This is a genomic window from Stenotrophomonas sp. 278 (assembly GCF_003935715.1).
Taxonomy (GTDB): Bacteria; Pseudomonadota; Gammaproteobacteria; order Xanthomonadales; family Xanthomonadaceae; genus Stenotrophomonas; species Stenotrophomonas maltophilia_AH.
Genome location: NZ_RHPP01000031.1, coordinates 1 through 24,927 on the forward strand (window position 1 = coordinate 1; position 24,927 = coordinate 24,927).

Annotated in this window: 20 protein-coding genes; 14 read left to right on the forward strand and 6 right to left on the reverse strand. The window is 65.8% G+C overall.

The window, feature by feature from the left end; genetic code table 11:
• The first annotated feature begins 244 nt into the window (after positions 1-244).
• From ligA to EGJ34_RS07515, 7 genes are all read left to right on the forward strand, one after another.
• Entirely contained in the window at positions 245-2,707 is a 2,463-nt protein-coding gene (ligA, locus tag EGJ34_RS07485) for an NAD-dependent DNA ligase LigA (protein WP_125359873.1), read from the forward strand.
• 44 nt (positions 2,708-2,751) lie between these two features.
• Positions 2,752-3,237, forward strand: coding sequence for a GNAT family N-acetyltransferase (locus EGJ34_RS07490; protein WP_125359874.1), 486 nt, complete (start codon positions 2,752-2,754; stop codon positions 3,235-3,237).
• Positions 3,234-4,178 (forward strand): EF-P lysine aminoacylase EpmA, encoded by a 945-nt coding sequence (gene epmA, locus EGJ34_RS07495; RefSeq protein WP_125359875.1) that lies wholly within the window; start codon positions 3,234-3,236, stop codon positions 4,176-4,178. Before EGJ34_RS07490 ends, epmA begins: the two co-directional genes overlap by 4 nt.
• Positions 4,179-4,285: 107 nt before the next feature.
• Positions 4,286-5,029 (forward strand): DUF3011 domain-containing protein, encoded by a 744-nt coding sequence (locus EGJ34_RS07500; RefSeq protein ID WP_125359876.1) that lies wholly within the window; start codon positions 4,286-4,288, stop codon positions 5,027-5,029.
• 20 nt (positions 5,030-5,049) lie between these two features.
• Positions 5,050-6,111, forward strand: coding sequence for an S-methyl-5-thioribose-1-phosphate isomerase (gene mtnA / locus EGJ34_RS07505; RefSeq protein WP_125359877.1), 1,062 nt, complete (start codon positions 5,050-5,052; stop codon positions 6,109-6,111).
• Between the two features lie 228 nt (positions 6,112-6,339).
• Complete coding sequence (gene gyrA, locus EGJ34_RS07510) at positions 6,340-9,054, forward strand: DNA gyrase subunit A (RefSeq protein ID WP_125359878.1); 2,715 nt, start codon at positions 6,340-6,342, stop codon at positions 9,052-9,054.
• A gap of 239 nt (positions 9,055-9,293) precedes the next feature.
• Positions 9,294-11,708 (forward strand): PQQ-binding-like beta-propeller repeat protein, encoded by a 2,415-nt coding sequence (locus EGJ34_RS07515; protein WP_125359879.1) that lies wholly within the window; start codon positions 9,294-9,296, stop codon positions 11,706-11,708.
• 247 nt (positions 11,709-11,955) lie between these two features.
• Here EGJ34_RS07515 and EGJ34_RS07520 read toward each other — a convergent pair whose 3' ends face one another.
• From EGJ34_RS07520 to EGJ34_RS07530, 3 genes are all read right to left on the reverse strand, one after another.
• Positions 11,956-13,104 (reverse strand): aldo/keto reductase, encoded by a 1,149-nt coding sequence (locus EGJ34_RS07520; RefSeq protein WP_125359880.1) that lies wholly within the window; start codon positions 13,102-13,104, stop codon positions 11,956-11,958.
• Positions 13,105-13,281: 177 nt separating this feature from the next.
• Entirely contained in the window at positions 13,282-13,674 is a 393-nt protein-coding gene (locus EGJ34_RS07525) for a DUF3037 domain-containing protein (protein WP_125359881.1), read from the reverse strand.
• Positions 13,652-14,428: a HipA family kinase gene (locus EGJ34_RS07530; protein WP_125359882.1), complete on the reverse strand. Its 777-nt coding sequence runs from the start codon at positions 14,426-14,428 to the stop codon at positions 13,652-13,654. Before EGJ34_RS07530 ends, EGJ34_RS07525 begins: the two co-directional genes overlap by 23 nt.
• 94 nt (positions 14,429-14,522) lie before the next feature.
• Between EGJ34_RS07530 and EGJ34_RS07535 the strand changes: the two genes are divergently transcribed.
• Both EGJ34_RS07535 and EGJ34_RS07540 read left to right on the forward strand, forming a co-directional pair.
• A complete protein-coding gene (locus tag EGJ34_RS07535; RefSeq protein ID WP_125359883.1) occupies positions 14,523-14,891 on the forward strand; it encodes a hypothetical protein in 369 nt (122 codons plus the stop codon).
• A 23-nt stretch (positions 14,892-14,914) separates the two neighbouring features.
• Positions 14,915-15,232, forward strand: coding sequence for a DUF5076 domain-containing protein (locus tag EGJ34_RS07540; protein WP_125359884.1), 318 nt, complete (start codon positions 14,915-14,917; stop codon positions 15,230-15,232).
• A gap of 38 nt (positions 15,233-15,270) precedes the next feature.
• On the opposite strand, the gene EGJ34_RS07545 is transcribed toward EGJ34_RS07540, so the two are convergent.
• Positions 15,271-16,710 (reverse strand): ATP-binding protein, encoded by a 1,440-nt coding sequence (locus tag EGJ34_RS07545; protein ID WP_125359885.1) that lies wholly within the window; start codon positions 16,708-16,710, stop codon positions 15,271-15,273.
• Between the two features lie 128 nt (positions 16,711-16,838).
• Positions 16,839-17,819, reverse strand: coding sequence for a hypothetical protein (locus EGJ34_RS07550; RefSeq protein WP_125359886.1), 981 nt, complete (start codon positions 17,817-17,819; stop codon positions 16,839-16,841).
• Between the two features lie 183 nt (positions 17,820-18,002).
• Here EGJ34_RS07550 and EGJ34_RS07555 point away from each other — a divergent pair, with 183 nt between their 5' ends.
• Both EGJ34_RS07555 and EGJ34_RS07560 read left to right on the forward strand, forming a co-directional pair.
• Positions 18,003-20,372: a GH92 family glycosyl hydrolase gene (locus EGJ34_RS07555; RefSeq protein ID WP_260476929.1), complete on the forward strand. Its 2,370-nt coding sequence runs from the start codon at positions 18,003-18,005 to the stop codon at positions 20,370-20,372.
• A 250-nt stretch (positions 20,373-20,622) separates the two neighbouring features.
• Positions 20,623-21,348 (forward strand): hypothetical protein, encoded by a 726-nt coding sequence (locus EGJ34_RS07560; RefSeq protein WP_125359887.1) that lies wholly within the window; start codon positions 20,623-20,625, stop codon positions 21,346-21,348.
• 156 nt (positions 21,349-21,504) lie between these two features.
• Here EGJ34_RS07560 and EGJ34_RS07565 read toward each other — a convergent pair whose 3' ends face one another.
• The gene (locus EGJ34_RS07565; protein WP_125359888.1) at positions 21,505-22,050 is read right to left on the reverse strand and encodes a thioesterase family protein; all 546 of its coding nucleotides are present in this window, start codon (positions 22,048-22,050) and stop codon (positions 21,505-21,507) included.
• Between the two features lie 72 nt (positions 22,051-22,122).
• Between EGJ34_RS07565 and EGJ34_RS07570 the strand changes: the two genes are divergently transcribed.
• From EGJ34_RS07570 to EGJ34_RS07580, 3 genes are all read left to right on the forward strand, one after another.
• A complete protein-coding gene (locus EGJ34_RS07570) occupies positions 22,123-22,689 on the forward strand; it encodes a TetR family transcriptional regulator C-terminal domain-containing protein (protein ID WP_125359889.1) in 567 nt (188 codons plus the stop codon).
• A gap of 102 nt (positions 22,690-22,791) precedes the next feature.
• Positions 22,792-23,814 carry a glycosyltransferase gene (locus tag EGJ34_RS07575; protein WP_185750099.1) on the forward strand — a complete coding sequence of 341 codons (1,023 nt, stop codon included), beginning with the start codon at positions 22,792-22,794 and terminating at the stop codon, positions 23,812-23,814.
• A gap of 1 nt (position 23,815) precedes the next feature.
• The gene (locus EGJ34_RS07580) at positions 23,816-24,892 is read left to right on the forward strand and encodes a CDP-glycerol glycerophosphotransferase family protein (RefSeq protein WP_185750100.1); all 1,077 of its coding nucleotides are present in this window, start codon (positions 23,816-23,818) and stop codon (positions 24,890-24,892) included.
• Positions 24,893-24,927 lie beyond the last annotated feature (35 nt).

The window sequence follows — 24,927 nt, forward strand, 5'->3', positions numbered from 1 at the left end:
CTGGCCGCCTGCGCGGCAGGCACCAGGCCCAGCCCGGACAGGGTCAGGCCGGTGCCGGCCAGCTGCAGGAAGGAACGGCGGGAATGCACGGTCGATGACATGGGGCAAACACCGAAGGCAGGACAATTCCCGCATGCTGGCACTGCGCGTAAGCGTCGACAAGCAGCCGGGTCCATGCGGCCTGCGGGTGGCCGGCGGCAGGCGCACCGCCTAGAATTCAAACCCCTTACACGACGGCCTCCGCATGAGCCCCAGCCCCGCAGAACGTGCCCAGGACCTGCGCCGCCAGATCGATGAGGCCGGCCAGGCCTATTACGAGCGCGACGAGCAGCTGATTCCCGACGCGGAGTACGACACGCTGGTCCGCGAACTCGAGGCGCTGGAGCAGGCCCATCCCGAGCTGGCGGTCAGCGACTCGCCAACCCAGCGCGTCGGCGGGAAAGCCTCGTCCCGGTTTGCCGAAGTGCGCCATGCCGTTCCGATGCTCTCGCTGGGCAACGCCTTCAGCGATGAGGAAGTGGACGATTTCGTGCGCCGCATCCGCGAGCGACTGCGCCGTGATGCGCTGATGTTCTCGGCAGAGCCCAAGATGGACGGGCTGGCGATCAGCCTGCGCTATGAAGATGGACGGTTCGTGCAGGGGGCCACGCGCGGCGATGGCAGCACCGGTGAGGATGTCACCGCCAACCTGCGCCAGATCAAGGTGATCCCCGCGCAGCTGCAGGGTGAAGGCTGGCCGTCCGTGCTGGAAGTCCGCGGCGAGGTCTACATGGCCCGCGCCGATTTCGAGGCCTACAACGCCAACGCACGCCTGCATGGCGGCAAGGTGCTGGCCAATCCGCGCAACGGTGCCGCCGGTTCGCTACGCCAGTTGGACCCGAAGATCAGCGCGCAGCGCAAGCTGAGTTTCTATGCCTACGGGCTGGGCGAGGTCAGCGGCGGCGAACTGCCGACCACGCATTCGGGCACGCTGGCCCAGCTGCAGGCGTGGGGCTTCCCGGTCAGCGACCTGTGTCAGGTGGTGGAAGGTCGCGATGGTCTGCTTGCCTATTACCGCGACATCGGTGAACGCCGTGACGGCCTGCCGTTCGACATCGACGGCGTCGTCTACAAGCTGGACGATCGCGCCGGACAGGAGCAGATGGGCTTCGTCTCGCGCGCGCCGCGGTGGGCCATCGCGCACAAGTTCCCCGCGCAGGAGCAGACCACCACGGTGGAGGCGATTGAAATCCAGATCGGCCGCACCGGTGCGGCGACACCGGTGGCGCGATTGAACCCGGTGGCGGTGGCCGGGGTGATGGTGGCCAACGCCACCCTGCACAACGCCGAGCAGATCAGGCGGCTGGACGTGCGGGTGGGCGACACGGTGATCGTGCGCCGTGCCGGTGACGTGATTCCCGAAGTGGTCAGCGTCATCCTCGATCGTCGTCCGGAAGGCACCCATGCCTGGCAGATGCCCACCCATTGCCCGGTGTGCGGCTCCGATATCGTGCAGGAGGAAGGCGCTGCGGTCTGGCGCTGCTCCGGCGAACTGAGCTGCCCGGCGCAGCGCAAGGAAGCCATCGCGCACTTCGCCTCGCGCCGCGCCATGGACATCGATGGCCTGGGTGGCAAATACATCGAAACCCTGGTCGACGCCGGCATCGTGCGCAGCGTGGCGGACCTGTACCGCCTGACCCGCGACCAGCTGCTGCACCTTAAGCTGGTGCTGGACGCCGAGTCGCCGCAGGCGCTGGCCGACCAGATCGCGCTGCACCTGCCGCGGGAAGGCAGCGGCGAGTATCTGCGCCGCGTGCTGGCGCTGGATGTTGCCAATCAGGGCTGGCGCGCACAGGCGCTGTCCATGGACACGGCGTTCGAATGGAACACGAAAAAGATCGCCACCAAGTGGGCGGACAACCTGATCGCCGCCATCGACACCAGCCGCACCACCACGCTGGAACGCCTGCTGTTCGCACTGGGCATCGAGCATGTGGGCGAAAGCACGGCCAAGGCGCTGGCGCTGTGGTTTGGTGACCTGGAGCTGATCCGCCACCTGCCGTGGCCGCTGTTCAAGCGTGTGCCGGACATCGGCGGCGAAGTGGCGCGTTCCCTGGGGCACTTCTTCGAGCAGCCAGGCAACCAGGAAGCCATTGATGCGCTGATCAACGTTGGCAAGGTGCGCATCAGCGACACCCATCCGCCCAGCGCCAAACTGCGCGACGGGCTGGATTTCGCGCAGCTGCTGGTCGAGGCGGAAATCCCGGGCATCACCCGCCTGCGCGCAGAGAAGTTGACCGCTGCGCTGCCCGACGCGCAGTCGCTGCTGGACGCCGAGCCGGTACAGCTCACCGCCGCCGGGCTGCCCAACGAGGTCGCGCTCGGTCTGAACGCGTGGCTGGAAGCGAACGGGCAGGGCGCGATGCTGGTCCAGGCCGATGCCCAGCGCCGGCTGCTGCTGGAAAAGGCGCCTGAGCTGGCCGACCTGGTCGCCGGTCCGCTGGACGGCCAGACCGTGGTGCTGACCGGCACGCTCGCGCAGATGACCCGCGACGAAGCCAAGGAACGCCTGGAAGCCTTGGGCGCGAAGGTCTCCGGCAGCGTGTCGAAGAAAACCGCGTTCGTGGTTGCCGGTACCGAGGCCGGCTCCAAATTGACCAAGGCCACCGAGCTGGGCATCGAGGTGTGGGACGAGGACCGTCTGGTCGCGTTCCTCGCGCAACAGTGACAGCCACGGCAGCCGGGCAGAGCCCGGCTCTACAGGGAATGACCATGCAGACTGCGCCGCTCGACTTCCGCGTTGCCACCGTTGCCGACACCGAACAGGTGGTCGCGCTGATGCGCGACTTCTATGCCGAAGACCATCTGGACTTCGATGAGGCGCGCGTGCGTCGCGCACTGGATGCGTTGTTGACCGATCCACGCAACGGTGAGGTCCTGCTGTGGTTGAACGAAGCAGGCGAGGTTGTCGGGCATGCGGCGCTGGCGATGGGCTTCAGCCTGGAGCAGGGCGGTCATTTCGTACTGCTGGATGAGCTCTACCTCAGCCATGCCGCGCGCGGTCGCGGGCGTGGCAAGCAGGCGCTGGCGATCCTGGAGCAGCGGGCCAATGCGCGCGGCGTGGAACGGATGCGGCTGGAGGTGAACCACCACAACGAACTGGCGCGGCGGCTGTACCTGGCCACCGGCTACGTGGACGAAACGCGTGGGCTGCTGTCGCTGCCGCTGGCCGAACGTCTGCGGGACGCACGCGGATGATCGCCTCGCTGCGCCAGCGCGCCGCATTGAATGCGCTGATCCGGAGCTTCTTCGCCGAACGCGATGTGCTGGAAGTGGAGACGCCGATCCTGTCGGTGGCCGGCAACACCGAGCCCAACATCGACAGCTTCCAGACCCGTTTCAGTGGCCACGTCAGCGCCGGAAGCGCGCTGCGCTGGCTGCGCACGTCGCCGGAATATCCGCTCAAGCGGCTGCTGGCCGCGGGGGTAGGTGACTGCTATGAGCTGGGCCGGGTGTTCCGCAACGGCGAAGCCGGCGGTCGTCACAATCCCGAGTTCACCATGCTCGAGTGGTACCGGGTCGGCTGGAACCATCATCAGCTGGTGGAGGAAACGGTTGCGCTGGTCCGCGCCGCGCTCGCCCTGGTGGGGCGCGAGGCCTCGCTGACCGTCATCGACTACCGCAGCCTGTACCGGCAGCAGGTCGGCGTGGATCCGTTCGAGGCGACCCTCGAGCAGCTGCAGGGGCCACTGGCGGATGTGCGCATCGACGCCGATGGCCTGACCCGCGACGACTGGCTGGACCTGCTGATGACCCACTGCATCCAGCCGTATTTCCGCGATGACACCCTGACCGTGGTGCATGACTGGCCGGCCAGCCAGGCCGCGCTGGCCCGGATCCGCCCGGGCACTCCGCCTTTGGCCGAACGCTTCGAGCTGTACCTGGGCGCGGTGGAACTGGCCAACGGCTATCACGAACTGAGCGACGCCGATGAACAGCGCGCCCGTTTCATGCGCGACCATGCCGTGCGCACCGCCCGTGACGCGGTGCTGCCAGCCCTGGACGAACACCTGCTGGCCGCCTTGCCGGCGTTGCCTGACTGCGCCGGCGTGGCTGTGGGCGTGGACCGCCTGCTGATGGCGATGAACCGTACCGGGCGGATTGCCGACGTGCTCGCCTTCGATTTCGCGCATGCCTGAGGTGTTCACGACGTCGCACCTTGCGCGGTCTTCACGATGATGCTCTGATCACACCCGATGTTGGAAGGTGGCGATGTGCCAGGACTGTGGCGGCGGGGATGGAGTTGATGAAGCTGGGTGTTGCTGCCGTACCGTCGTCATCGCTGCGGTGGACCTGGTCATGGCTGGGACTGGCGCTGTGCGCCGGCCTATTGCCTGATCGTGTCGCCGCTGCTGAAACCGGATACGCCGGGCAGGTGGTGCGCTGCGAATCGAAGGACATGGGCTGGGTGCATTGCGACATGCCGGTCGAGCACGGTGTCGAACTGGTCCGTCAGCTGTCCGACAACAGCTGTGTGCGCGGCTCTGAATGGGGCACTGACCGTTCCGGCGTCTGGGTCACGCTGGGCTGCCGCGCCGAGTTCCGCGCACGCCTGCCCGCAGGCGCGCCCTCGCTGGGCGAGCGCAAGGTGCGCCGGGTGGTCCGTTGCGAATCCAGCGGCCGCCCACAGAACTGTCCGGTCATGCTGCAGGGCGCGCCGGTACGTCTGCTGCGCCAGCTGTCGTCCATGCCGTGCCGGGAAGGCCACAGCTGGGGCGCAAAGCGCAATGAGATATGGGTGACCCGCGGCTGCCAGGGCGACTTCGAAGTCGGCGCGGAAGACGGCAGCGGCTTCGTCAACGTGCCGCGCGTGGTGGTGTGTGAGTCGCGCTCGCGGCAACGGCGCTTCTGCGGGGCCGGCATCAGCCAGGGCGCACAGTTGCGCAAACAGCTCTCCGGCAGCCCTTGCGAAGAAGGGCGCAGCTGGGGCTGGGACGCCCGTGGGGTCTGGGTCGACAATGGCTGTCGCGCCGAGTTTCTGGTGAATTGAGCCGGCGTTACAATGGGGGCATGAACGCATCCCCCGATATCGATTACGCCCGCTACGACCACATCCGGCCGATCCTGTGGACCGGTGATTCCCTGCAGCTGCTCGACCAGCGCAAGCTGCCGTTCGTGGTGGAACATGTGGAATGCCGTACCAGCGACGAGGTGGCGGCCGCCATTCATGCCTTGACCGTGCGCGGTGCGCCGGCCATCGGCATCGCTGCGGCGTGGGGCGTGGTGCTGGCGGCCCGCGAGGTGCAGGCCGATGACGGTGCCGACGCATTGGCCAGGCTGGAGCCGGCGCTGCAGCGTCTGAATGCGTCGCGGCCCACCGCCGTGAACCTGGCCTGGGCGCTGGCCCGCATGCGTCGCGCGCTGCAGCCGGCGGGCAGCGACTGGCGCGACGTACTGGCGCGCGAGGCACAGGCCATCGCCGACGAGGATCTGGCGGCCAACCGTCACATGGGGGCGTTGGGGGCCGGGTTGATCGACGCCGGCAGCGGCGTGCTCACCCACTGCAACACCGGTTCGCTGGCCACTGCGGGGTTCGGTACCGCGCTCGGCGTGATCCGTGCCGGCATGGCCCAGCACCGCATCGCCAAGGTGTTTGCCGGTGAAACCCGGCCGTGGTTGCAGGGTGCCCGCCTGACCGTATGGGAACTGCAGCAGGACGGCATTGATGCCACCCTGATCGCCGACTCGGCCGCCTCGCACCTGATGAAGACCGGTGCCGTGCAGTGGGTGATCGTCGGTGCCGACCGCATCTGTGCCAATGGCGACACCGCCAACAAGATCGGCACCTACCAGCTGGCCATTGCCGCCCGCCACCACGGGGTCAAGTTCATGGTCGTGGCCCCGTCCTCCACGGTGGACATGGACACCGCCGACGGCGAGCAGATCGAGATCGAACAGCGCGATCCGGGCGAACTGTACGGTGTTGGCGGCAGCCGCACGGTGGCCGAGGGCATTGCCGCCTGGAACCCGGTGTTCGACGTCACCCCGGGTGAGCTGATCGACGCCATCGTGACCGAGAAGGGGGTCATTCTCAATCCGACCGTGGCCAACATGCAGGCCGCGTTCGGTTGACGGAGCCGCACGGCCAGCCCGTGCCGCCGCACGGTAGGTACCGACCGTTGGTCGGTACGCTTTTTCGGAATCCCTGTAAGTCTCTGATTTATTCCGGTAAAACCCCCATAAGCCCGGGCAAAAAAACCCCCGTTGTGGTAGCATCCATCGGTTAATCGAGATTCCCTCGCGGCCGCCCCAAAAAGGCATCCGCGTCGGACTGGACCGCTACCAGACAACGGAACCCGAATGGCAGAAAACGCCAAGGAAATCATCCAGGTCAACCTGGAAGACGAGATGCGCAAGAGCTACCTCGATTACGCCATGAGCGTGATCGTGGGACGTGCGCTGCCAGATGCGCGCGACGGCCTCAAGCCGGTGCATCGACGCGTGCTGTACGCGATGAACGAGCTCAACGCGCACAGCAACAAGCCTTACTTCAAGTCGGCGCGTATCGTCGGTGACGTCATCGGTAAGTACCACCCGCACGGCGACGCCTCGGTGTACGACACCCTGGTGCGCATGGCGCAGCCGTTCTCGCTGCGTTACATGCTGGTGGACGGGCAGGGTAACTTCGGCTCCATCGACGGCGACTCCGCCGCGGCGATGCGTTACACCGAAGCGCGCATGTCGCGGCTCACCCATGAGCTGATGGCCGATATCGATAAGGAAACCGTCGATTTCCAGCCCAACTACGACGAAAAGGAACTGGAACCCACGGTCATGCCGACCCGGTTCCCGAACCTGCTGGTCAATGGTTCGGCCGGCATCGCGGTGGGCATGGCCACCAACATTCCGCCGCACAATCTCACCGAGTCCATCAACGCGTGCATCGCGTTGATCGACAACCCTGAGATCGACGTTGACGGCCTGATGGAGTACATCCCCGGTCCGGATTTCCCGACTGCCGGCATCATCAATGGCACCGCCGGCATCGTCGCCGGCTACCGCACCGGCCGTGGCCGCGTGCGCATCCGCGCCAAGGCCGACATCGAAGTGGCCGACAACGGCCGCGAATCGATCATCGTCACCGAGATTCCCTACCAGGTGAACAAGGCTCGCCTGATCGAGAAGATCGCCGAGCTGGTCAAGGAAAAGAAGCTCGAAGGCATCAGCGAGCTGCGCGATGAGTCCGACAAGGACGGCATGCGCATCTACATCGAAATCAAGCGCGGCGAGTCGGCCGAGGTTGTCCTGAACAACCTCTACCAGCAGACCCAGATGGAGTCGGTGTTCGGCATCAACATGGTGGCGCTGGTCGATGGTCGCCCGCAGCTGATGAACCTCAAGCAGATGCTCGAGGCTTTCGTCCGCCACCGCCGTGAAGTGGTCACCCGCCGCACCGTGTTCGAGCTGCGCAAGGCGCGCGCCCGTGCCCACGTGCTGGAAGGCCTGACCGTTGCGCTGGCCAACATCGACGAGATGATCGAACTGATCAAGACCTCGCCGAACCCCAACGAAGCCCGCGAGCGCATGCTGGCGCGGCTGTGGGAGCCGGGCCTGGTCGGTTCGATGCTGGGCGCGGCCGGTGCCGAAGCCTCGCGTCCGGAAGACCTGCCCAAGGGCGTCGGCCTGATCGAGGGCGGCTACCAGCTGACCGAAATCCAGGCCACCCAGATCCTGGAAATGCGCCTGCACCGCCTGACCGGGCTGGAGCAGGACCGCCTGACCGAGGAATACAAGCAGCTGCTGGAAGTGATCGCCGGGCTGATCCACATCCTGGAAGATCCCGACCGCCTCCTGCAGGTGATCCGCGAAGAGCTGATCAGCATCAAGGTGGAGTTCGGCGACGAGCGTCGCAGTGAAATCCGCCACAGCGAAGAAGACCTGGACATTCTCGACCTGATCGCCCCGGAAGACGTGGTGGTCACCCTGTCGCACGCCGGCTACGTCAAGCGCCAGCCGGTCAGCGCCTACCGCGCCCAGCGTCGTGGTGGCCGTGGCCGCAGCGCGGCGGCGACCAAGGAAGAGGATTTCATCGAACAGCTGTGGCTGGTCAACACGCACGACACGCTGCTGACCTTCACCAGCTCGGGCAAGGTGTTCTGGCTGCCGGTGCACCAGTTGCCGGAAGCGGGCTCCAACGCCCGTGGCCGTCCGATCATCAACTGGATTCCGCTGGAATCCGGCGAGCGCGTGCAGGCCGTGCTACCGGTGCGTGAATACGCCGAAGGTCAGTTCGTGTTCTTCGCCACCCGCAACGGCACGGTCAAGAAGACCCCGCTCAGCGAGTTCGCGTTCCGTCTGGCGCGCGGCAAGATCGCCATCAACCTGGACGAGGGCGATGCCCTGGTCGGCGTCGGCCTCACCGACGGCGAGCGCGACATCCTGCTGTTCGCCTCCAACGGCAAGACCGTGCGCTTCGGTGAAGACAAGGTCCGTTCGATGGGCCGTACCGCCACCGGCGTGCGCGGCATAAAGATGGTGAAGGGCGAGGAAGTGGTCAGCCTGATCGTGGCCGAGTCGGCCGGCGGTCTGGAAGACGAGAACGAGGACGAAGGCGCGGTCGAGGACACCACCGGCGAGAACGGCGATGCCGTGATCGAAGGCGGCGACGACGACAACAAGCTGTACATCCTGACCGCCACCGAGAACGGCTACGGCAAGCGCACCCCGCTGCCGGATTACCCGCGCAAGGGGCGTGGCACCCAGGGCGTGATCGGCATCCAGACCACCGAGCGCAACGGCAAGCTGGTCAGCGCGGTGCTGATGGGCCCGCGCGACGAGGTGCTGCTGATCTCCGACGGCGGTACCCTGGTGCGCACGCGTGGTTCGGAAATCTCGCGCGTCGGCCGCAACACCCAGGGCGTCACCCTGATCCGTCTGTCCAAGGACGAGAAGCTCCAGGCCGTGGAACGCATGGATGCCTCGATCGAGGACGACGAGGAAGAAGCTGATGTGGCTGTCGCTCCGGCCGAAGGCGTCAGCACGACGCCGGTCAACGGCAATGATCAAACGGGCTGATCTACGACCCCGCATGCTGTAACGCAAAACGCCGGCCAATGGTCGGCGTTTTGCTTTCAACGTCCGCGCGCTGAACCCGGTAGCGCCGGCCGTTGGCCGGCCCTCAGGAGGCCCTGCCACGTTCGACGCAGTCCAAAAAACGCAAAACATTCACGCCCTCTTTGGCATAAGCCCAACAAGGAGCGCCAAGGCGGGGAGGCCGGGCGATCCAAGGTTCTGCCGTACCGGGGAGAGCACCGATGTCCGCCGCACCGCCGTCCGAAACGTCCCGACCGCCCACGCCGCGCCATCCGCTGGTCACGGTGCTGTCGTTGCTGTTCATCCTGCTTGGCCTGGTGCTGGGCGGCCTCGGCATGTGGCTGTTCCAGCTAGGCGGTTCCCCCTACTACGTGCTGGCGGGCTCAGGGCTGCTGGTCAGCGGCGTGTTGCTCTGGACCAACCGCGCCATAGGCGCGTGGCTGTTCTTCGCCGTGTTCATCGCCACCGTCTTCTGGACCGCCTGGGAATCGGGCAGCGACTACTGGCGCTGGCTGCCACGCATAGGCGCATTCGCCGTGCTGGCATTCGTGCTCGCGCTGCTGCTGCCCACGCTGCGCGATTCCGTCCCACCCCGGGCGTCCCGCACTGCAGCCGGCGTTCTCGGCTTGGGGCTGGTGCTGCTGGTTGGGTTGGCGTTCGCGTCCCACGGCGAAATCACTGGCGACCAGGCCTTCCCCGAGGCCGCACCCAGCGCCGGCCTGGCTCCCACCCGCGAGGTGAGTGCACAACCCGCTGACGACCCCGCTGCCGCCGACTGGACCGCTTGGGGCCGCAGCAATGCCGGTACCCGCTACTCACCGCTGCAGCAGATCACGCCGGAAAACGTCGCCCAGCTCGCCCCGGCCTGGGAATTCCGCACCGGTGATCGGCCGCGCCGGCGCTGGGGCGCGGAGACCACGCCCTTGAAGGTCGGCGACACGCTGTACCTGTGCAGTGCGCGCAACCAGCTGATCGCACTGAATGCCGCTACCGGCGCGTTGCGCTGGCGGTTCGACCCGAAGGTCCGTGACACCGCCATTCCCTCCACCACGGCCTGCCGCGGCGTGGCCTACTACGAGGTGCCCGCCGCGCCGCAGGTCGATCCGCTGTTGTCTGACGTGGCGGCTGATCTGGCCGTGCCGGTGACACTTCCCGCCGAGGACGGCGGGGTCGTCAGCACGTCCAGCCGCGCACCGTGCGCGGCGCGCATCATCGAGGGCACGCTGGACGGTCGACTGGTGGCCGTGGACGCCGCCAGCGGTCGACCCTGCGCGCAGTTCGGCAACAACGGCCAGGTCGACATCACCCTCGGCATGGGCGAGGTGGTGCCAGGGCAGGTTGCCATCATCGCGCCGCCGACGATTGCCCGCGGGCTGATCATCACCGGTCACCAAGGGCTGCAGCGGGCCGATGGCAGCGCGCCCTCTGGCGTGATCCAGGCGTTTGACGCGCAGAGTGGCAAGCTCCGGTGGGCGTGGGACCTCGGTGACCCGGAACGTACCAACCGCCCACCGCAGGGAAATACGTACACGCCCGGCACGCCGCGTCTGTTGACGACGGCCACCAGCGATGAGCAGCTGGGACTGGTGTATCTGCCGCTGGGCGATGCCGTCGCCGCCGAAGGCAACGTTCGCATGGCCACGTCGCTGGTGGCGCTGGATGCCAGCACCGGCAAACCGGCGTGGACGTTGCAGGCGGCTCCGGGCGACGCCTGGAACGATGACCTCGTGGCCCAGGCCTCGCTGGTGGATTTCCCCACCGCCGCCGGCAAGGTGCCCGCGCTGGTGTTGCCGACGCGGCAAGGCGACCTGTACATGCTGGACCGGCGCACCGGTCAGCGGCTCGACCCGCCAGCGGCGGCCGTACCGGCGTCGGTGAGCGGCGCGCTGAAGCGTACCCATACGCTCGACGAGCGTGACATGTGGGGCCTGACCCCGCTCGACCAGCTGGTCTGCCGCATCCAGTTCAGGCGCGCCGCGCAGGCCGGCGCGCACACTCGCATTGCCTATCCCGGCCAGCACGGTGGCGTGGACTGGGGCGGGGTGGCCGTTGATCCGCGCCACGGCGTGATCGTCTCGAACTACACCGATCTGCCGGACTACCTTCGAAAGGGCGCGCAGGCGGACAGCGGTCTGGCCGGCTGGCTGAGCGGCGCGCCGTTCTCCGGTGCCGGTGCGCAGGGGACGGCAGGCGATAGCTGGCGCAGCAACGCCGGTTGGCGATTGTTGTTGACCGGACTGTCGTGCAAGCAACCGCCCTATGGTGGGTTGCGCGCTGTCGAGCTGCGCAGCGGTGCCTTGCTGTGGGACAGGCCGTTTGGAAGCGCGCGCGGCCTCGGGCCGTTCGGACTGCGTTCGCACCTGCCCATCGAGATCGGCGCGCCCAACGCGGGCGGGGCGGTGGTCACTGCCGGTGGACTGATCTTCATCGCGGCCGCCAATGACGATCTGCTACGAGCGATTGATCTGAAAACCGGGAAGGAACTCTGGCGCACCACCTTACCCGCAGGCGGGCAGGCCACGCCGATGGTGTACCAGCAGGGCGGTCGCCAATACGTGGTGATCGTGGCGGCGGGTCACCACGCGATGGGAACACCGCGTGGTGATTACGTAATGGCCTACGCGTTACCAGAATGACGCAAGGCTGCCCGGCTGCTCTTCGCGCCAAACCCTCAGACAACGGGAAATCCCGTAGAGCCGGGCTTGCCCGGCTGCTTTTCGCGTGAATCCACGCCCCGTAGAGCCGGGCTTGCCCGGCTGCTCTTCGCGTCAAACCCCGCGCCAACGGCAGCCGGGCAAGCCCGGCTCTACGAAGCGTCACCGCATCCGCCAACGGCAGCCGCGCACGTCATTCCCCGCGGCCAACCGCAGCTGGCCAGATCATTCACTTCGGCACCGGCGCATCCGCAGCAATCAACTTCTCCTGCTTCAACTCCGCCCAGAAGTCAGCCGGAATCGCGATATCCATCGACGCCACATTCGCTTTTACCTGCTCCGGCGTCCGCGCCCCCGGAATGATCGACGACACCACTTCCGGCGCATCGGCAAACTGCAACGCCGCCGTGCGCAGATCAATCCCGTGCCGTTCGCACACCGCCGCGATCTTCGCGCGCTTCGCCGGTGCCCATTCCGGAATCGGGCTGCCATACAGATAGCGCTCGCGCCCGGTCAGATACCCCGCCAGCAGCGGCGAACCCACCATCACCGACACGCCTTTCTCAGCCAGCTTCGGGAACGTCTCGTGCAGCGTCGCCTCGTGATCCAGAATCGAATACTGGCAGGCCAGCAGCATGATGTCCGGATCGGCCTCGGCCACGGCGCGCAATGCCGGCTGTGGTCGATTCACGCCAAACCCCCACGCCTTGATCAACCCTTCCTCGCGCATGCGGGTCAGCTCCGGCATCGCACCCTTCGCTGCCTCGGCGAAGCGCTGCTCCCACGGCATGCCCAGATCTTTGTTCTCCGGCGAAAGATCGTGGATCAGCACGATATCCAGCTGCGAAACGCCCAACCGGTTGAGACTGTCTTCCACCGAGCGGCGCGTGCCGGCGGCCGAGTAGTCATAGGCGTAGCGGAACGGAGCCGGATCATGCCAGCTGGTCTTCTGCAGCGGCCCGGCAGTGCCGGTCAACAGGCGACCGGTCTTGCTCGACAGCGTGTAATCGGCAGCGGGATGGTTGTGCAGTTCGCGACCCATGCGCCGTTCGCTTAGCCCCAGCCCGTACCACGGCGAGGTGTCAAAGGTGCGCACGCCGGCGGCCCAAGCCGCCGCCATGGTCGCGTGTGCAGCCTCGTCGGTGGTCGGAGCCAGGCTGCCGCCTAGTGGCGCGCCGCCCAGGCCCAGCCGGGTCAGGGGCCGGTAACGGCCCCCGGGACGGGGTGCGTTGGTGGCCAGCGCGGTATTGGCACGTGGCGTCCCGCGCGTGGGCAACACGCTGCCCGGGGCAGGAGAGGTCTGTGCCAGCAAAGGTGAAGCCGCGGCAAGCGCGGCACCAGCCGCGGCGAGAGTGAGGAAATTGCGTCGTGAGGTCACGTCGGTCTCCGGTGGGGGATGGCGGGCGGATGTCTCGCAATGTCTCCTCTACCCTAACCGAGCCCATGTAAACGCCATGGAAGCACCCCGTGACCACGCGGTGCTGTAGAGCCGGGCTCTGCCCGGCTGCTCTTCGCGTCAGACACCTCTCAAACAGCAGCCGGGCAGAGCCCGGCTCTACGAAGGCACCCGTACCATCTTCCGCATCAGATGCTCCACCACGCCTTCCGGGTCCGCCGTACGGCCAACATGCGTGCTCGACATCTGCACAATCGAACTGCGCTTGGCGGTCAAGAAGTGAAAACGCGCCCGTGCCGGCAACTGCGCTATGGGCCCCGCACCCGCATCACCCCGGCAGATCGCCACAATCGCATCCAGCCACGGCTGCAGCGCCTCCAGATCCAAGCCCGGCGCGAACGCCTGCATGCGCGCCACATCAATCTCGATCGCCGCCTGCAGATGGCGCGCGCCCGGGCAGGACACGATCACCCCGACGTTGATGAACTCTTCGCGTTCGACCCGCGGCACCACGCGGATCACCGCATAGTCATACGTGTGCAGCGTGGGCACGGACGGCCTCCTGGACGAACGCGGCGCGTGCACGCAGCCGGCGCTTGAGATAGTCGATGTAACCCTGGCGGTACGCCGCCGGGCTGTCGAAGAACGGCTCATCCACCAGCCAGCTGTCCGGTACCAGTGCCACAACCCGCTCGATTTCCGTATCGGTCAGCAGTGCAGCCAGCGCATCGTCCACCTCGGCGATCCGGGTGGCGAACGGCAGCAGCACATGGTCGCGGATCAGCGCGAACGGCTTTTTGCAGGCTTCACCCGCATTGGCCCAATCGTGATGGAAGTACATTGCCGCGCCGTGGTCGATCAGGTACAGCTTGCGGTGCCACACCATCAGGTTCGGATTGCGCGCGGTGCGATCCACATTGCTGGTGAAAGCATCAAACCACACGATCCGCGACGCCAGCTCGGCATCCACCGGCATCGCGGCGGGGTCGTAGTTGATCGCACCGGGCAGGTAATCGCTCCCCAGGTTCAGCCCCTCGCTGGCGCGGATCAGGTCCTGGATCTCCGGGTCGGGCTCGGTGCGGGCGAACTCGCGGTCCAGCTCCACGAACACGATCTCCGGAATCGGCAGGCCCAGCGTACGGGCCAGTTCGCCCGCAATCAGCTCGGCAATCAGCGCCTTCGGGCCTTGGCCGGCACCCCGGAACTTGAGCACCACCATGCCCTCGTCGTCGGTCTCGACCACGGCGGGCAGGGAACCCCCTTCGCGAAGCGGGGTGATGTAACGAAGCGCGTGGACAGTACGCACGGGGCATCCATTGACGGAACAAGCGCCGCCATCTTACCGTGGCGCGGTCACGGCCCGCAGGGGGTGGGCCGGCGCGGCCGCAACGGGGCAGGGCATGGGCAAGGGATGGGCGTATCTGGCGCTGTGCATCATCGGTGCGCTGATGCTGTGGGGTACCGGCCAGTTCGACGAGGTGGCATCGCGCAGCAATCTCAATGCGCGCGAAGCATTCTGGAACGACGCCTTTGCCAAAGAGCTCCGCACCGGCACAGCCCGCATGTACGTGGAGGCGTTCCTCGCCCGCCAGCAGATGACGCTGACCTGCCGCGAGGTCGCCGGTGCCACCCGATGCATCGGCCTGGACCCAAGCGCCAAAGGCGGCACCGCCACCTCGCCGATGGGCCTTGAACTTGAAATCGTCTACCAGGACAGCGCGCTGCGCAGCAGCGCGTTGACAGCCACGCCGCTCAACGTCATCAATTGATTCCTCACCACACGGAGTACCCCATGTACACGGACGAACTGACCATCCCTGACGGCGTTCTCAGCGACCCGGAAGCCTTCGAGATCATGCGTCTGTGGGCCGCGCATGAAGAACTGCACGTCACCCTCAATTCCGACCTCAGCGGTGGGGCGGAAGACTTCGGCGAACTGCTGTCGGACCTGTTCGAGCACGCCGCGCGCATGTTCGCCGAGCGCGATGGACAGAGCGTGGAGCATTGCCGAAAAGTGATGCTGGCCGACTTCATGGAGCGGGTGAAAGCTCCCAAGGAGAGCATCGAGGGTGGGCTGGTGGGTACCGGCGAGACGCTGCAGTCGCACTGAGACTGCTGGGTCATTTCACCAACCCAGCGCCGTTCCTGTCAGTGGGCGTCCAAGTCCAACGGCGTAAATTGCAGGAGGTTGGTGCCCAGTGTGTACGCATAGACGGCAGAGGGAACGAAGCGGAAAGCGCAGCCATCCAATTCCTTCTGTCCTTCGCGTGTACGCGTGGTAACCAAAAAGGGTTGGATGAGCTGGGGGTGTCTGCGATAGAACTCGGCGCAGTTGCGGAGCTCGCCAACGCTGTCGTAGGGCTTATCCGTCCACTTTATTTCTACCGCCCAATGTGGCTTCTGCGATGACTTGTCGATGGACACAATGTCCACTTCGCCATCCTGCCAGCGCGCATAGCACAACTGAACCGTAGTGGAGTGCTGCCACTGACTGAATATCGCGGTTTCCACCACGCTGCCAAAATGCTTGTCGTCGGGAGCGATTCGACCAAACAGCGCGGCGCGCATCGACGGGTTGGTCAAGTAAACCTTGAAGCCGGTTGCCCGTTTGAACTGTTTGGCGTTGTTGTCGATGCGTTCGACCCGCTTGATCAGAAAGGCGGCTTCAAGGTACTCGATGTAGCGCTTGATGGTGTTCTTGGCCACGCCCGACGATGTGGACAGGCCTTCCAGCGAAACCTCGTTACCGGTGTTGTAAGCAAGCGTGTTGAACAGTTTGTTCAACTCCTGGATGTCATTGATTCCATACAGGCTCGGCAGGTCGCGCAGCAGGACCTTGTCGATGATGTCGCTCTTGATGTACTGCTCAGGGTTGTCGCGGACATCCTCCACAATCACCGCTTCCGGGTAGCCGCCAAAATTCAGGTAATTGACGAACTCAGCATTCAAGGCTTCGATCTCGGTCGCCTTATATTCAAAGTCACCCGGTGTGGTCTCGTGCCGAGAGATCAGGCCGTTTTCCTTGTTGATGAAGGCCAGATACTCCGCGAAGGTCAGAGGCGGCAAGATGAAGTCGGAGAAGCGCCCGGCACCAGACTCATTGCTTTTCATGCGCAGCGCCGCTGCGGCTGAGCCCGTGGCAACGAACCGGTAGTTCGGGAAGGAGTCGACCAACGATTTGAGGTGGACTTCCCAGTCCTTCAGGTACTGGATCTCGTCGAAGAAGATGTACGCCACATCGTCGCGACCTATGCCGCGCTCGACAAGGTACATCCGCAGCAGTCGTTCCAAGGATTGCCCGGTGTAAATGGGCGTCTCCATCGAGATGTAGAAGATCGATCCACCCGGCACGCCGGAGTCAAGCAGCTCACTGATGGCCTGGTAAACCAGCACGGTTTTACCGACACGACGTGGTCCCATCAGGATCACTGCGCGCCGGAGTTGCGTGTTGCTGACCTTGTTCAGGAACGGCTGGAAGTAGCGACGCCGGGGCGATTGGGCGAATGGGACCTTGGGTGCCGGATCCTCCCACCAAGGGTTGTCGAACCGCATGCGGTTGACCATGTCCTCGTTGGCAATTTCAAGCACGTCGGCCTCCATAAGATCAATCAATTGATCTTATTTTACACAATCTCAAATTAAGATCAATCGACTGATCTTAATTTATTCGAGCGCCGAGCGCCCGTTTGTCAACGATCTTGCGACGTGCAAAGGGCTCAAGCTAACGGCAACGACGCATACGCCTGCGTCACCCGGTCGTGCATTTCCCGCACGACCTCCGCCTTGGCATCCACCTGCGTTTCATTGCCGTAGGCGCGAAGGAAGCTGCAGGCAGCATGGCTGCGTGACCGACGCTCGTACTCGGCGATCCATTGCAGTCGATCCGGTCGGAAGGCCTGTTCTGCCGACCACGCGGCGAACGGTGGGCGGATCCGGCGGCGGATGCCGACACGCCAGGGTTTGGGTGTGAGACGGGCACGGAAGCAGTGCTGGACGCGGCACATCCGCATGTAGAGTTTGTCGGTGTGCAGGGCAGCGAACAACTGCGCCACTTCGGCATCGTGCGGCGAGAACGTGGCATGCATGGCCAGCAGCCGCAGTCCTGCCGGCGTGCGGTAGGTGCGCAGATGCCAGTGAGGATGCTGGACGGAGAAGCGCTCCACCCGCGCCAGGGCCTGGGCTTCCAGCTGCGCGCGACGCTGGGTGTTGCGTTTTGCACGGGCGAGCATCAGCGCATTAAGTGCCAGCACGGTGATGGTGGCGAGCAGGAATCCGGCGGTACCGTTCAGCAGATTCACGCCCACCACCAGCAACACAATCCACAGCACGACCGCGAAGAAGATCGGTAAAGCCCAGGTGGTGGGCGCAGGCGGGTAGTCAATGTCGGCGAACAGCACGTCCGGGGTGTTCAGGCACAAGGCCCCGTAGCTGTTGCGGGTGATGACCAGGTCGCCCTGGCGTTCCACGATCTGCTCGCGGATGGGCACGCCGTCCACGCCATAGTTGGTCAGCCGTTCGCGGCGCGGCACCTCGTGCCCCTGCAGAAGCGTGTCCAGCGCTTCCTGCACGCGCATGTCGGCGTGAGCCTGGGCGGCTGCCACGCTGTCATCGGACCAGCCGAAGCGACGGACCACCAGACGTCGACCTTTGTGCCGGGTGTTGCGGCTGGCTTCCGCCCAGTACTCGGGAACGATCATGACAGTCCTTGTCGCAATGGAGATCCAATGCGGAGTCTAGCGAAGTCTCGTTGTCTATTGCCGCAAATCCCGGTTTAGATCGGTAGAAATCCGTGACCAACGACATGTTACGGACCCGGCAGGCCCGGCTAGACTCGAAACGTCGCCGCGCCCGCCGTGGCCTGACCCACAAGGGAGTCCGTAGTGCACCGTACGATGCTGGTTGCTGCTTCGCTGGTCCTCACCGCCGCCCCCTGCACCCTGCAGGCCGCCGACCTCGCTGCCGAGGTCAATCCGTTCATCGGCACCACCAATGCAGGCAATGTGTATCCCGGCCCGCAGATGCCGTTCGGCATGGTGGCCTTCAGTCCGGAAATGACCCCGCTGCCCGGCAAGCGTTTTGCCATCGCCGCCCCCGGCGGCTATGAGTGGCGCGGCAACGGCGTACGCGGCTTCAGCCTGACTCACGTCAACGGCACCGGCTGCACCGGGGCCAGCGGCGACGTGCCGATCATGCCGGTCACCACGGCAGTGGAGATGTCGCCGTCATCGGTACAGGCCGGCCTGCGCTACGCCAGTGGTCTGGATCACAAGCGCGAATCCGCGAGTCCTGGTGCGTATGAGCTCACTCTCGACAACGGGGTCACCGTCGGGCTGGGTGCAACCGCCCGCACGGCGGTGGGGCAGTTCACGTTCCCGGCCGACAAGCCGGCCAACCTGCTGTTCCGCACGTCCGACAGTGAAGTAGGCAGCAGCGATTCCACGATCGTGATCGATCCTGCCACGCGCACCGTGCGTGGCACGGTGACCTCCGGCAACTTCTGCGGCTATCTGGCTGAAGATCGCCGCGAAAGCTATTACACGCTGCACTTCGTGGCCGAATTCGACCAGCCGTTCGAGGTGGGTGGCACCTGGCGCGATGAAGACGTGCAGAAGGGCGCGCGCGAAGGCGGTGGTGGCACCACCTATGGCACTCAGGGCCATCCGCCGGTGGGCAAGGGCGCAGGTGGCTGGATCAGCTTTGATGCCAAGCGAAGCCCGGTGGTGACCGCACGCATCGGCATTTCCTATGTGGACGAAGCCGGCGCGCGCGCCAATCTGCGCCGCGAAAGCCCGGTGGGTACCACGCTGGCCGCCACCCAGGCCGCCGCGCGTGCGGCCTGGAACCGCCAATTGGGGCAGGTGAAGATCAGCGGCGGCACGGCGGACGAGCGCACCGTGTTCTACACCGCGCTGTACCACACGCTGCTGGCCCCCAATCTATTCAGTGACGGCGACGGCCGCTATCGCGGCATCGATGGAAAGGTGCACACCCTGTCCAAGGGCCAGAAGGCGCAGTACGCTAATTACTCCGGCTGGGACGTGTACCGTTCGCAGCTGCAGCTGGTGACCCTGCTGCAGCCGCAGGTGGGTTCGGATATCGCGCAGTCGCTGCTCAACCAGGCCGACCAGAATGGCGGCGTATGGGACCGCTGGACGCACCTGACTGGCCCGACCGGGGTGATGAACGGCGATCCTTCGCCGCCGTCGGTGGCGGCCATCCATGCCTTCGGTGGGCGCAACTTCGACCTCAAGCGCGCCTATGCATCACTGAAAAAAGCGGCCACCGTGCCAACCGAGCGCGATCTCAGCCGGCGCGGCTGCCCGGTGCTGTGCGTCGGCCAACGTCCGGGTCTGGACCAATGGATGAAGCTGAAGTACATGCCGGTCGGTGCACCGGGCTGGGGCACGGCCTCGGACACGCTGGAGATGGCCGCGGCTGATTTCGGTCTGGCCGAACTGGCCACCGCTGCAGGCGATAAGGCGGGTGCTGCACTGTTCCGCGAACGCTCGGGCTGGTGGCGCAATCTGTACAACCCGAAGGCGACCTCGCAGGCCGGTTACATCCAGCCGCGCAATGCCGATGGCAGCTGGCCGAAGTTCGATCCGGCCTCGGATGAAGAGTTCGTCGAAGGCAGCGGCGCGCAGTACCTGTGGATGGTGCCGTTCGACCCGGCTGGATTGATCGCGGTGCTGGGCGGGCGCGAGGCGGCGATTCAACGGTTGGATGCGTTCTTCCGCAAGGAAAACGGCGACTGGGCTGTGACCAAGTCCGGCCCGCTGCACGCCGAGCTGGACAACGAGCCGTCCATTGCCGCGCCGTGGCTGTACAACTTCGTCGGCCAGCCGTGGAAAACCCAGGCCACCGTACGCCAGGCGATGAAGCAGATCTGGACCAACGCGCCGGAAGGCATGCCGGGCAATGACGATCTCGGCCAGATGTCGTCGTGGTACGTGTGGTCGGCGCTGGGGCTGTACCCGGTATATCCGGGCCGTGCGGACCTGGTGATCGGCAGCCCGTTGTTCCCGGAAGCGGTGATCGAGCGACCCGGCGCGAAGATCGTCGTCAAGGCAGCGGGTGCGGCGATGGATGCGCCTTTTGTGCAGGCGTTGAAGGTCAACGGAAAGACGAGTGAGGAGAGCTGGTTGCCGGCGAGCTTCGTGCAGAAGGGAGGCAGCCTGGACTTCACCGTAGGCAACCAGCACAACCCCAACTGGGGCAGCTCAACCGTACCGCCGTCATACGGCCCGTAAAGCCGGGCTCTGCCCGGCTGCTCTTCGCGGGATCGAACCGACTTCCGTAGAGCCGGGCTCTGCCCGGCTGCTCTTCGCGCCATCGAAGCCACCCCCGTAGAGCCGGGCTCTGCCCGGCTGCTCTTCGCGGAATCGAACCGACCCCGTAGAGCCGGGCTCTGCCCGGCTGCTCTTCGCGGAATGCATCACGCCAACAGCAGCCGGGCAGAGCCCGGCTCTACAATGTAAGCCCCCGCCAGGAGAGCACGGAATGCACACAAGCAAAGGATGGCAACTGCGGCACGCGCTGCTGCTGGCAGTAACTGCAATAGCAACGACAGCCTGCGCGCCAGAACCCGCTCGCACGGCCTTGGAGGCGCAGAAGGTCGCGGGCATCGCGCTCTCCGAATGGACCGCACGCTGGTGGCGCTGGGCCGACGCCCGGGAGATTCCGCCGTATCTCGACCCGGACGGCCAGTTGTGCCATCTCGGCCAGTCGAGTCCGGTTTGGTTCCTGGCCGGCACGGATGGGCAGTTCCAGGCCCAACGCGAGTGCGAAGTGCCGGAAGGGAAGCATGTGCTGCTGCCGGTGATCAACATGATCAGCTACGGCATCGATGGGGATGAAAGCTGCCGCTACCTGCAGCAGGGCGCGGCGATGAACAACGACCACCTGGTCAGTGCGGTCGTCCTGCTGGACGGCAAGCCGCTAGCGGACGTACGCGAGCGGAGAGTGAGCAGCGACGGCTGCTTCCGCATGGATCCAGGCGACAAAACCTCCATGCTCGCAGCCGCCGACGGATACTGGATCCTGCTCGACCCACTGCCGCGCGGGCGGCATACCCTCAGCGTGGGCGCGAACTACGACACGCGCCAAGGCGGCGACTACAGCGGCATGCAGCAGAGCTTCGAGTACGTCCTGTACGTCGGAGGCAAGGGCTCCATGGCGCTCGATGCTCACGGTGCATCCCCGTTCAACGGCAGAAGCGCGCCATGAGCCGGGCTTGCCGGCTGCTTTCCGCGCCATGCATGTTCGGCTGCCGTTGGCGCAAACCTTGACCGTAGAGCCGGGCTTGCCCGGCTGCCGTTGGCGCGATCCTTCCCGCGAAGAGCAGCCGGGCAAGCCCGGCTCTACGGTATACATATCAACGCATCATCGGTCGTCATCCAACTTCAATGCCGCATCCGCCGCCAGCAACGCCTCAGCCGCCTTGCTCAACGGCGGCGAGGGCACATCCTCCGCGCCAATCGCCGCCATCATCTGCGGCATACCCACGAAGCGTCGGTTGCGCCGGTCGTAGATGCCGGTCACCAGCAACGCACGGGTGGCGATCTTCTCTTCGCCCAGCAACACGCGCTGCTCCATGATCACCCGCGTGCCGACCCAGCCGGCCAGTCGCGTTTCCAGGGTGAACTGCTGGAACGGCTTGAGCTCGCGCCGGAACTGGATGGTGCCCGCTCCGACAATCGGAGCCCACTTCTCACGCAGGGCGACCCGGCCCAGGCCCATGCGCAGGATCAGGTCGAGTCGGCCCAGGTCGAAGATGTTCCAGTAGCGCCCGTTGGTCATGTGCAGATTGCTGTCCAGGTCATTGGGTAGCACCCGGAACTGCAGCCGCGATACCCCGAACGGGGCAGCCAGCTTCGGCCGGAACAGGCTCTGGATCATCAACAACAGCAGGCGGAACCACAGATTCATACGTTCTATGACGGGTGTAATAATCCGGCGTACGCTAATCTATGACACCCGTCTTAGCAAGGAGCCCCCGGCATGTCTCCCCGTCATAGCGATGCGCCGCAGCGCGTGGTCAGCGCGGCCGAAGACATGCTGGCTCGCGTCGGCCTCAATGCGACCAGCATCCGAGAGGTGAGCAAACTCGCCGAGGCCCCGCTGGGTTCGACCTACCATCACTTTCCAGGCGGCAAGCAGGAACTGCTGGCCAGGGCTACGCGGCAGGCCGGTGACAAGGTCGATGCGCTGTTGGAACGCGTGCTGCAGGCCGGTGCGTCGGAAGGGCTGTCGCAGTTTCTCGCGATGTGGCGCGAACGTCTGTTGCGGGCACAGTTCCAGGTCGGCTGCCCGGTGCTGGCCGCGTCTGTGGAAGAGCCGGTCGACGCCGTAGCCGGTGAAGTGCGCGACGCGGCGGCCGAGGTGTTTTCCCGCTGGGAGAGTCGCCTCGGGGCGTCCCTGCAGGAGGCCGGACACGCCCCCGCGCAGGCAGCCACCCTGGCGACGCTGATCATTGCCAGCGTGGAAGGGGCGGTTGCCATGTGCCGGGCCACCCGTAGCATCGAGCCATTTGACCGTGTCGCGGCCCAGCTGCGTCAATTTGTGTGACGGTCGCGTATTGCAACGCATCGCCCCGGCAGCGGATGATGCAGCGGGGCATGAACGCGGGCGCATCGACGTCGATGTATGCCGGCGGTCGAGGACACGGACGTGGGGAAGCTGAGGGTAGTCACGCGTGACAACGGGGCCGGGCTCAGTCGCGATCTGCTGATCGTGGCCGATGCGCTGCGCGATGAGCACGAGGTCAGTGCAACAAGGGTCGGCCCGCATCACCTGTTCAACCAGCTGCAGCACCGCTGGGAACAGGCAACGCATCGGTTCCGCGACCGATTCGATGTGCAGATGTCGCTGGAGCGGATCTATCCGCGACTGCTCGGCAGCGCTCATCGCAACCTGTTGATGCCCAACCCCGAGTGGTTCGCGCCGGAATGGATCGATCTGCTGCCGCGCTTTGACCAGGTGCTGTGCAAAACGCGCCACGCGCAGGCGTTGTTTTCCGCGTTGGGATGCGACACGACGTACATCGGCTTCAGCAGCGTTGATCGACTGATGAGCGAGGTGCCGCGTCAGCGCGCCTTCTTCCATCTGGCCGGCCGCAGTTCCGCCAAAGGCACCGCCGTGGTGCTGGAAGCGTGGCGACGGCATCCGGAGTGGCCGCAGCTGACCGTGGTGCAGAGCGCCCGCAAGGCACCCACGAACCGGATCGCAGGCAACGTCCGCCTGTTGACCGGTTATCTGGATGACCGTGACCTGCAACGGCTGCAGAACGCGCACCGGTTTCATGTGTGCCCGTCCGAAGCGGATGGCTTCGGCCATTCCATCGCCGAGGCGCTGAGCGTCGGTGCGGTAGTGTTGACCACCGACGCCGCGCCGATGAACGAACTGGTCGACGCCGATTGCGGGTTGATACTGGAGAGCACGCCCGGCGCGCCGATGGGACTGGTGCGTCGCCATCAGGTAAGTGTTGCCGCGATCGAGGCCGGGGTCGCGCAGGCGCTCATGCTGGATGACCTCGAGCTGGCGCGGCGCGGCCATGCAGCTCGTGCGCGGTTCCTGTCGCGGCGCGCGCAGTTCCATCTGCAATTGCGCGCGGCGCTGCATGTGCCGCGCGATCCGGTGCCGGACACACTCAAGCATCCATTGGAAGCGTCCGCTCCGGTGGCAGTGCCCTGAGATGCCACACGCACTGCAGTCTCCGCGACGCTGGGTGCTGCTGGCGTCGGAGATCTACGCACTGGCGATCCTGAGGCCCGTCGCGGAAGCAGCACGCCGTCGCGGGCATGAGGTGAGGTGGGTCGCCACCGAGCCGGTGGCGCGTCTGCTGAGCGCAGACGAGGTGCGGCTGGACAGTGCACGGGCGCTGCGCACATACCGCCCAGATGCTGTGTACGCCACCGTGAATCGCATCCCGCCGTTCTTCCCTGGCCTGCAGGTGCAGTTGTTTCACGGGTTGAATCTGCACAAGCGCGATCCGGCGCAGGGCCAGTTCCGCATGACCGGGCTGTTCGATCTGTACTGCGCGCACGGGCCGGCGACCGCCGCGCCGCTGCGTGCGCTGGCGGCGCAGCGGCGCGATTTCAGCGTTGTCGAAAGCGGCTGGCCGAAACTGGACCCGTTGTTCGCCGCAGCGGGGGAGGGCGCAATGGCCTTGCGCGCGGCGGCGCAGGGACGGCCAGTGGTCATGTATGCGTCCACGTTCAACGAGCCGCTCAGCCAGGCGCGGCGATGCCTGCCGGTGCTCGAGCAGCTGATCGCCCGCGGTGATCGCTACTGGCTGCTGACCCTGCATCCGCTGACGCCGGCCGACCTGCGCGCGCGCTACGAAGCGCTGGCAGGGCCTCATGCGCGTTTTCTTGACGCGCTGCATGTGGTGGACATGCTGCAGGCTGCCGACGTGCTGCTATGTGATACCTCCTCGGTGGTGGAGGAGTGCATCCTGCTCGACAAGCCCGTGGTGACCGTGTGCCATCGAAACCCGCAGGCGTGCATGCGGGATGTGGCAGCGCCAGACGAGATTGATGCGGCGCTGGTCGAAGCACTGGCGCACCCGCAGGCGCTGGCCACACAACGCGCCGCCTATGCGGCACAGATCCACCCATCGCGCGACGGCGGTGCGGCAGAACGGGTACTGGAGGCGGTCGAACAGCGCCTGTGTCATCCCGAGCCCGGTCTGCGCCACCGCCGCCGACGCCCGTGGCGCCGCTGGTGGCGCTCCTGGCAACAGTGGCGGCAACTGCTACCGCACTGGTAGAGCCGGGCTTGCCCGGCTGCTCTTCGCGGCAATGT

What these genes read in the sequence shown, in the direction of transcription:
- ligA (WP_125359873.1), top strand. Translation starts at nt 245, where the DNA reads ATGAGCCCCAGCCCCGCAGAACGTGCCCAGGACCTGCGCCGCCAGATC.
- EGJ34_RS07490 (WP_125359874.1), top strand. Translation starts at nt 2,752, where the DNA reads ATGCAGACTGCGCCGCTCGACTTCCGCGTTGCCACCGTTGCCGACACC.
- epmA (WP_125359875.1), top strand. Translation starts at nt 3,234, where the DNA reads ATGATCGCCTCGCTGCGCCAGCGCGCCGCATTGAATGCGCTGATCCGG.
- EGJ34_RS07500 (WP_125359876.1), top strand. Translation starts at nt 4,286, where the DNA reads ATGAAGCTGGGTGTTGCTGCCGTACCGTCGTCATCGCTGCGGTGGACC.
- mtnA (WP_125359877.1), top strand. Translation starts at nt 5,050, where the DNA reads ATGAACGCATCCCCCGATATCGATTACGCCCGCTACGACCACATCCGG.
- gyrA (WP_125359878.1), top strand. Translation starts at nt 6,340, where the DNA reads ATGGCAGAAAACGCCAAGGAAATCATCCAGGTCAACCTGGAAGACGAG.
- EGJ34_RS07515 (WP_125359879.1), top strand. Translation starts at nt 9,294, where the DNA reads ATGTCCGCCGCACCGCCGTCCGAAACGTCCCGACCGCCCACGCCGCGC.
- EGJ34_RS07535 (WP_125359883.1), top strand. Translation starts at nt 14,523, where the DNA reads ATGGGCAAGGGATGGGCGTATCTGGCGCTGTGCATCATCGGTGCGCTG.
- EGJ34_RS07540 (WP_125359884.1), top strand. Translation starts at nt 14,915, where the DNA reads ATGTACACGGACGAACTGACCATCCCTGACGGCGTTCTCAGCGACCCG.
- EGJ34_RS07550 (WP_125359886.1), bottom strand. Translation starts at nt 17,819, where the DNA reads ATGATCGTTCCCGAGTACTGGGCGGAAGCCAGCCGCAACACCCGGCAC.
- EGJ34_RS07560 (WP_125359887.1), top strand. Translation starts at nt 20,623, where the DNA reads ATGCACACAAGCAAAGGATGGCAACTGCGGCACGCGCTGCTGCTGGCA.
- EGJ34_RS07565 (WP_125359888.1), bottom strand. Translation starts at nt 22,050, where the DNA reads ATGAATCTGTGGTTCCGCCTGCTGTTGTTGATGATCCAGAGCCTGTTC.
- EGJ34_RS07570 (WP_125359889.1), top strand. Translation starts at nt 22,123, where the DNA reads ATGTCTCCCCGTCATAGCGATGCGCCGCAGCGCGTGGTCAGCGCGGCC.
- EGJ34_RS07580 (WP_185750100.1), top strand. Translation starts at nt 23,816, where the DNA reads ATGCCACACGCACTGCAGTCTCCGCGACGCTGGGTGCTGCTGGCGTCG.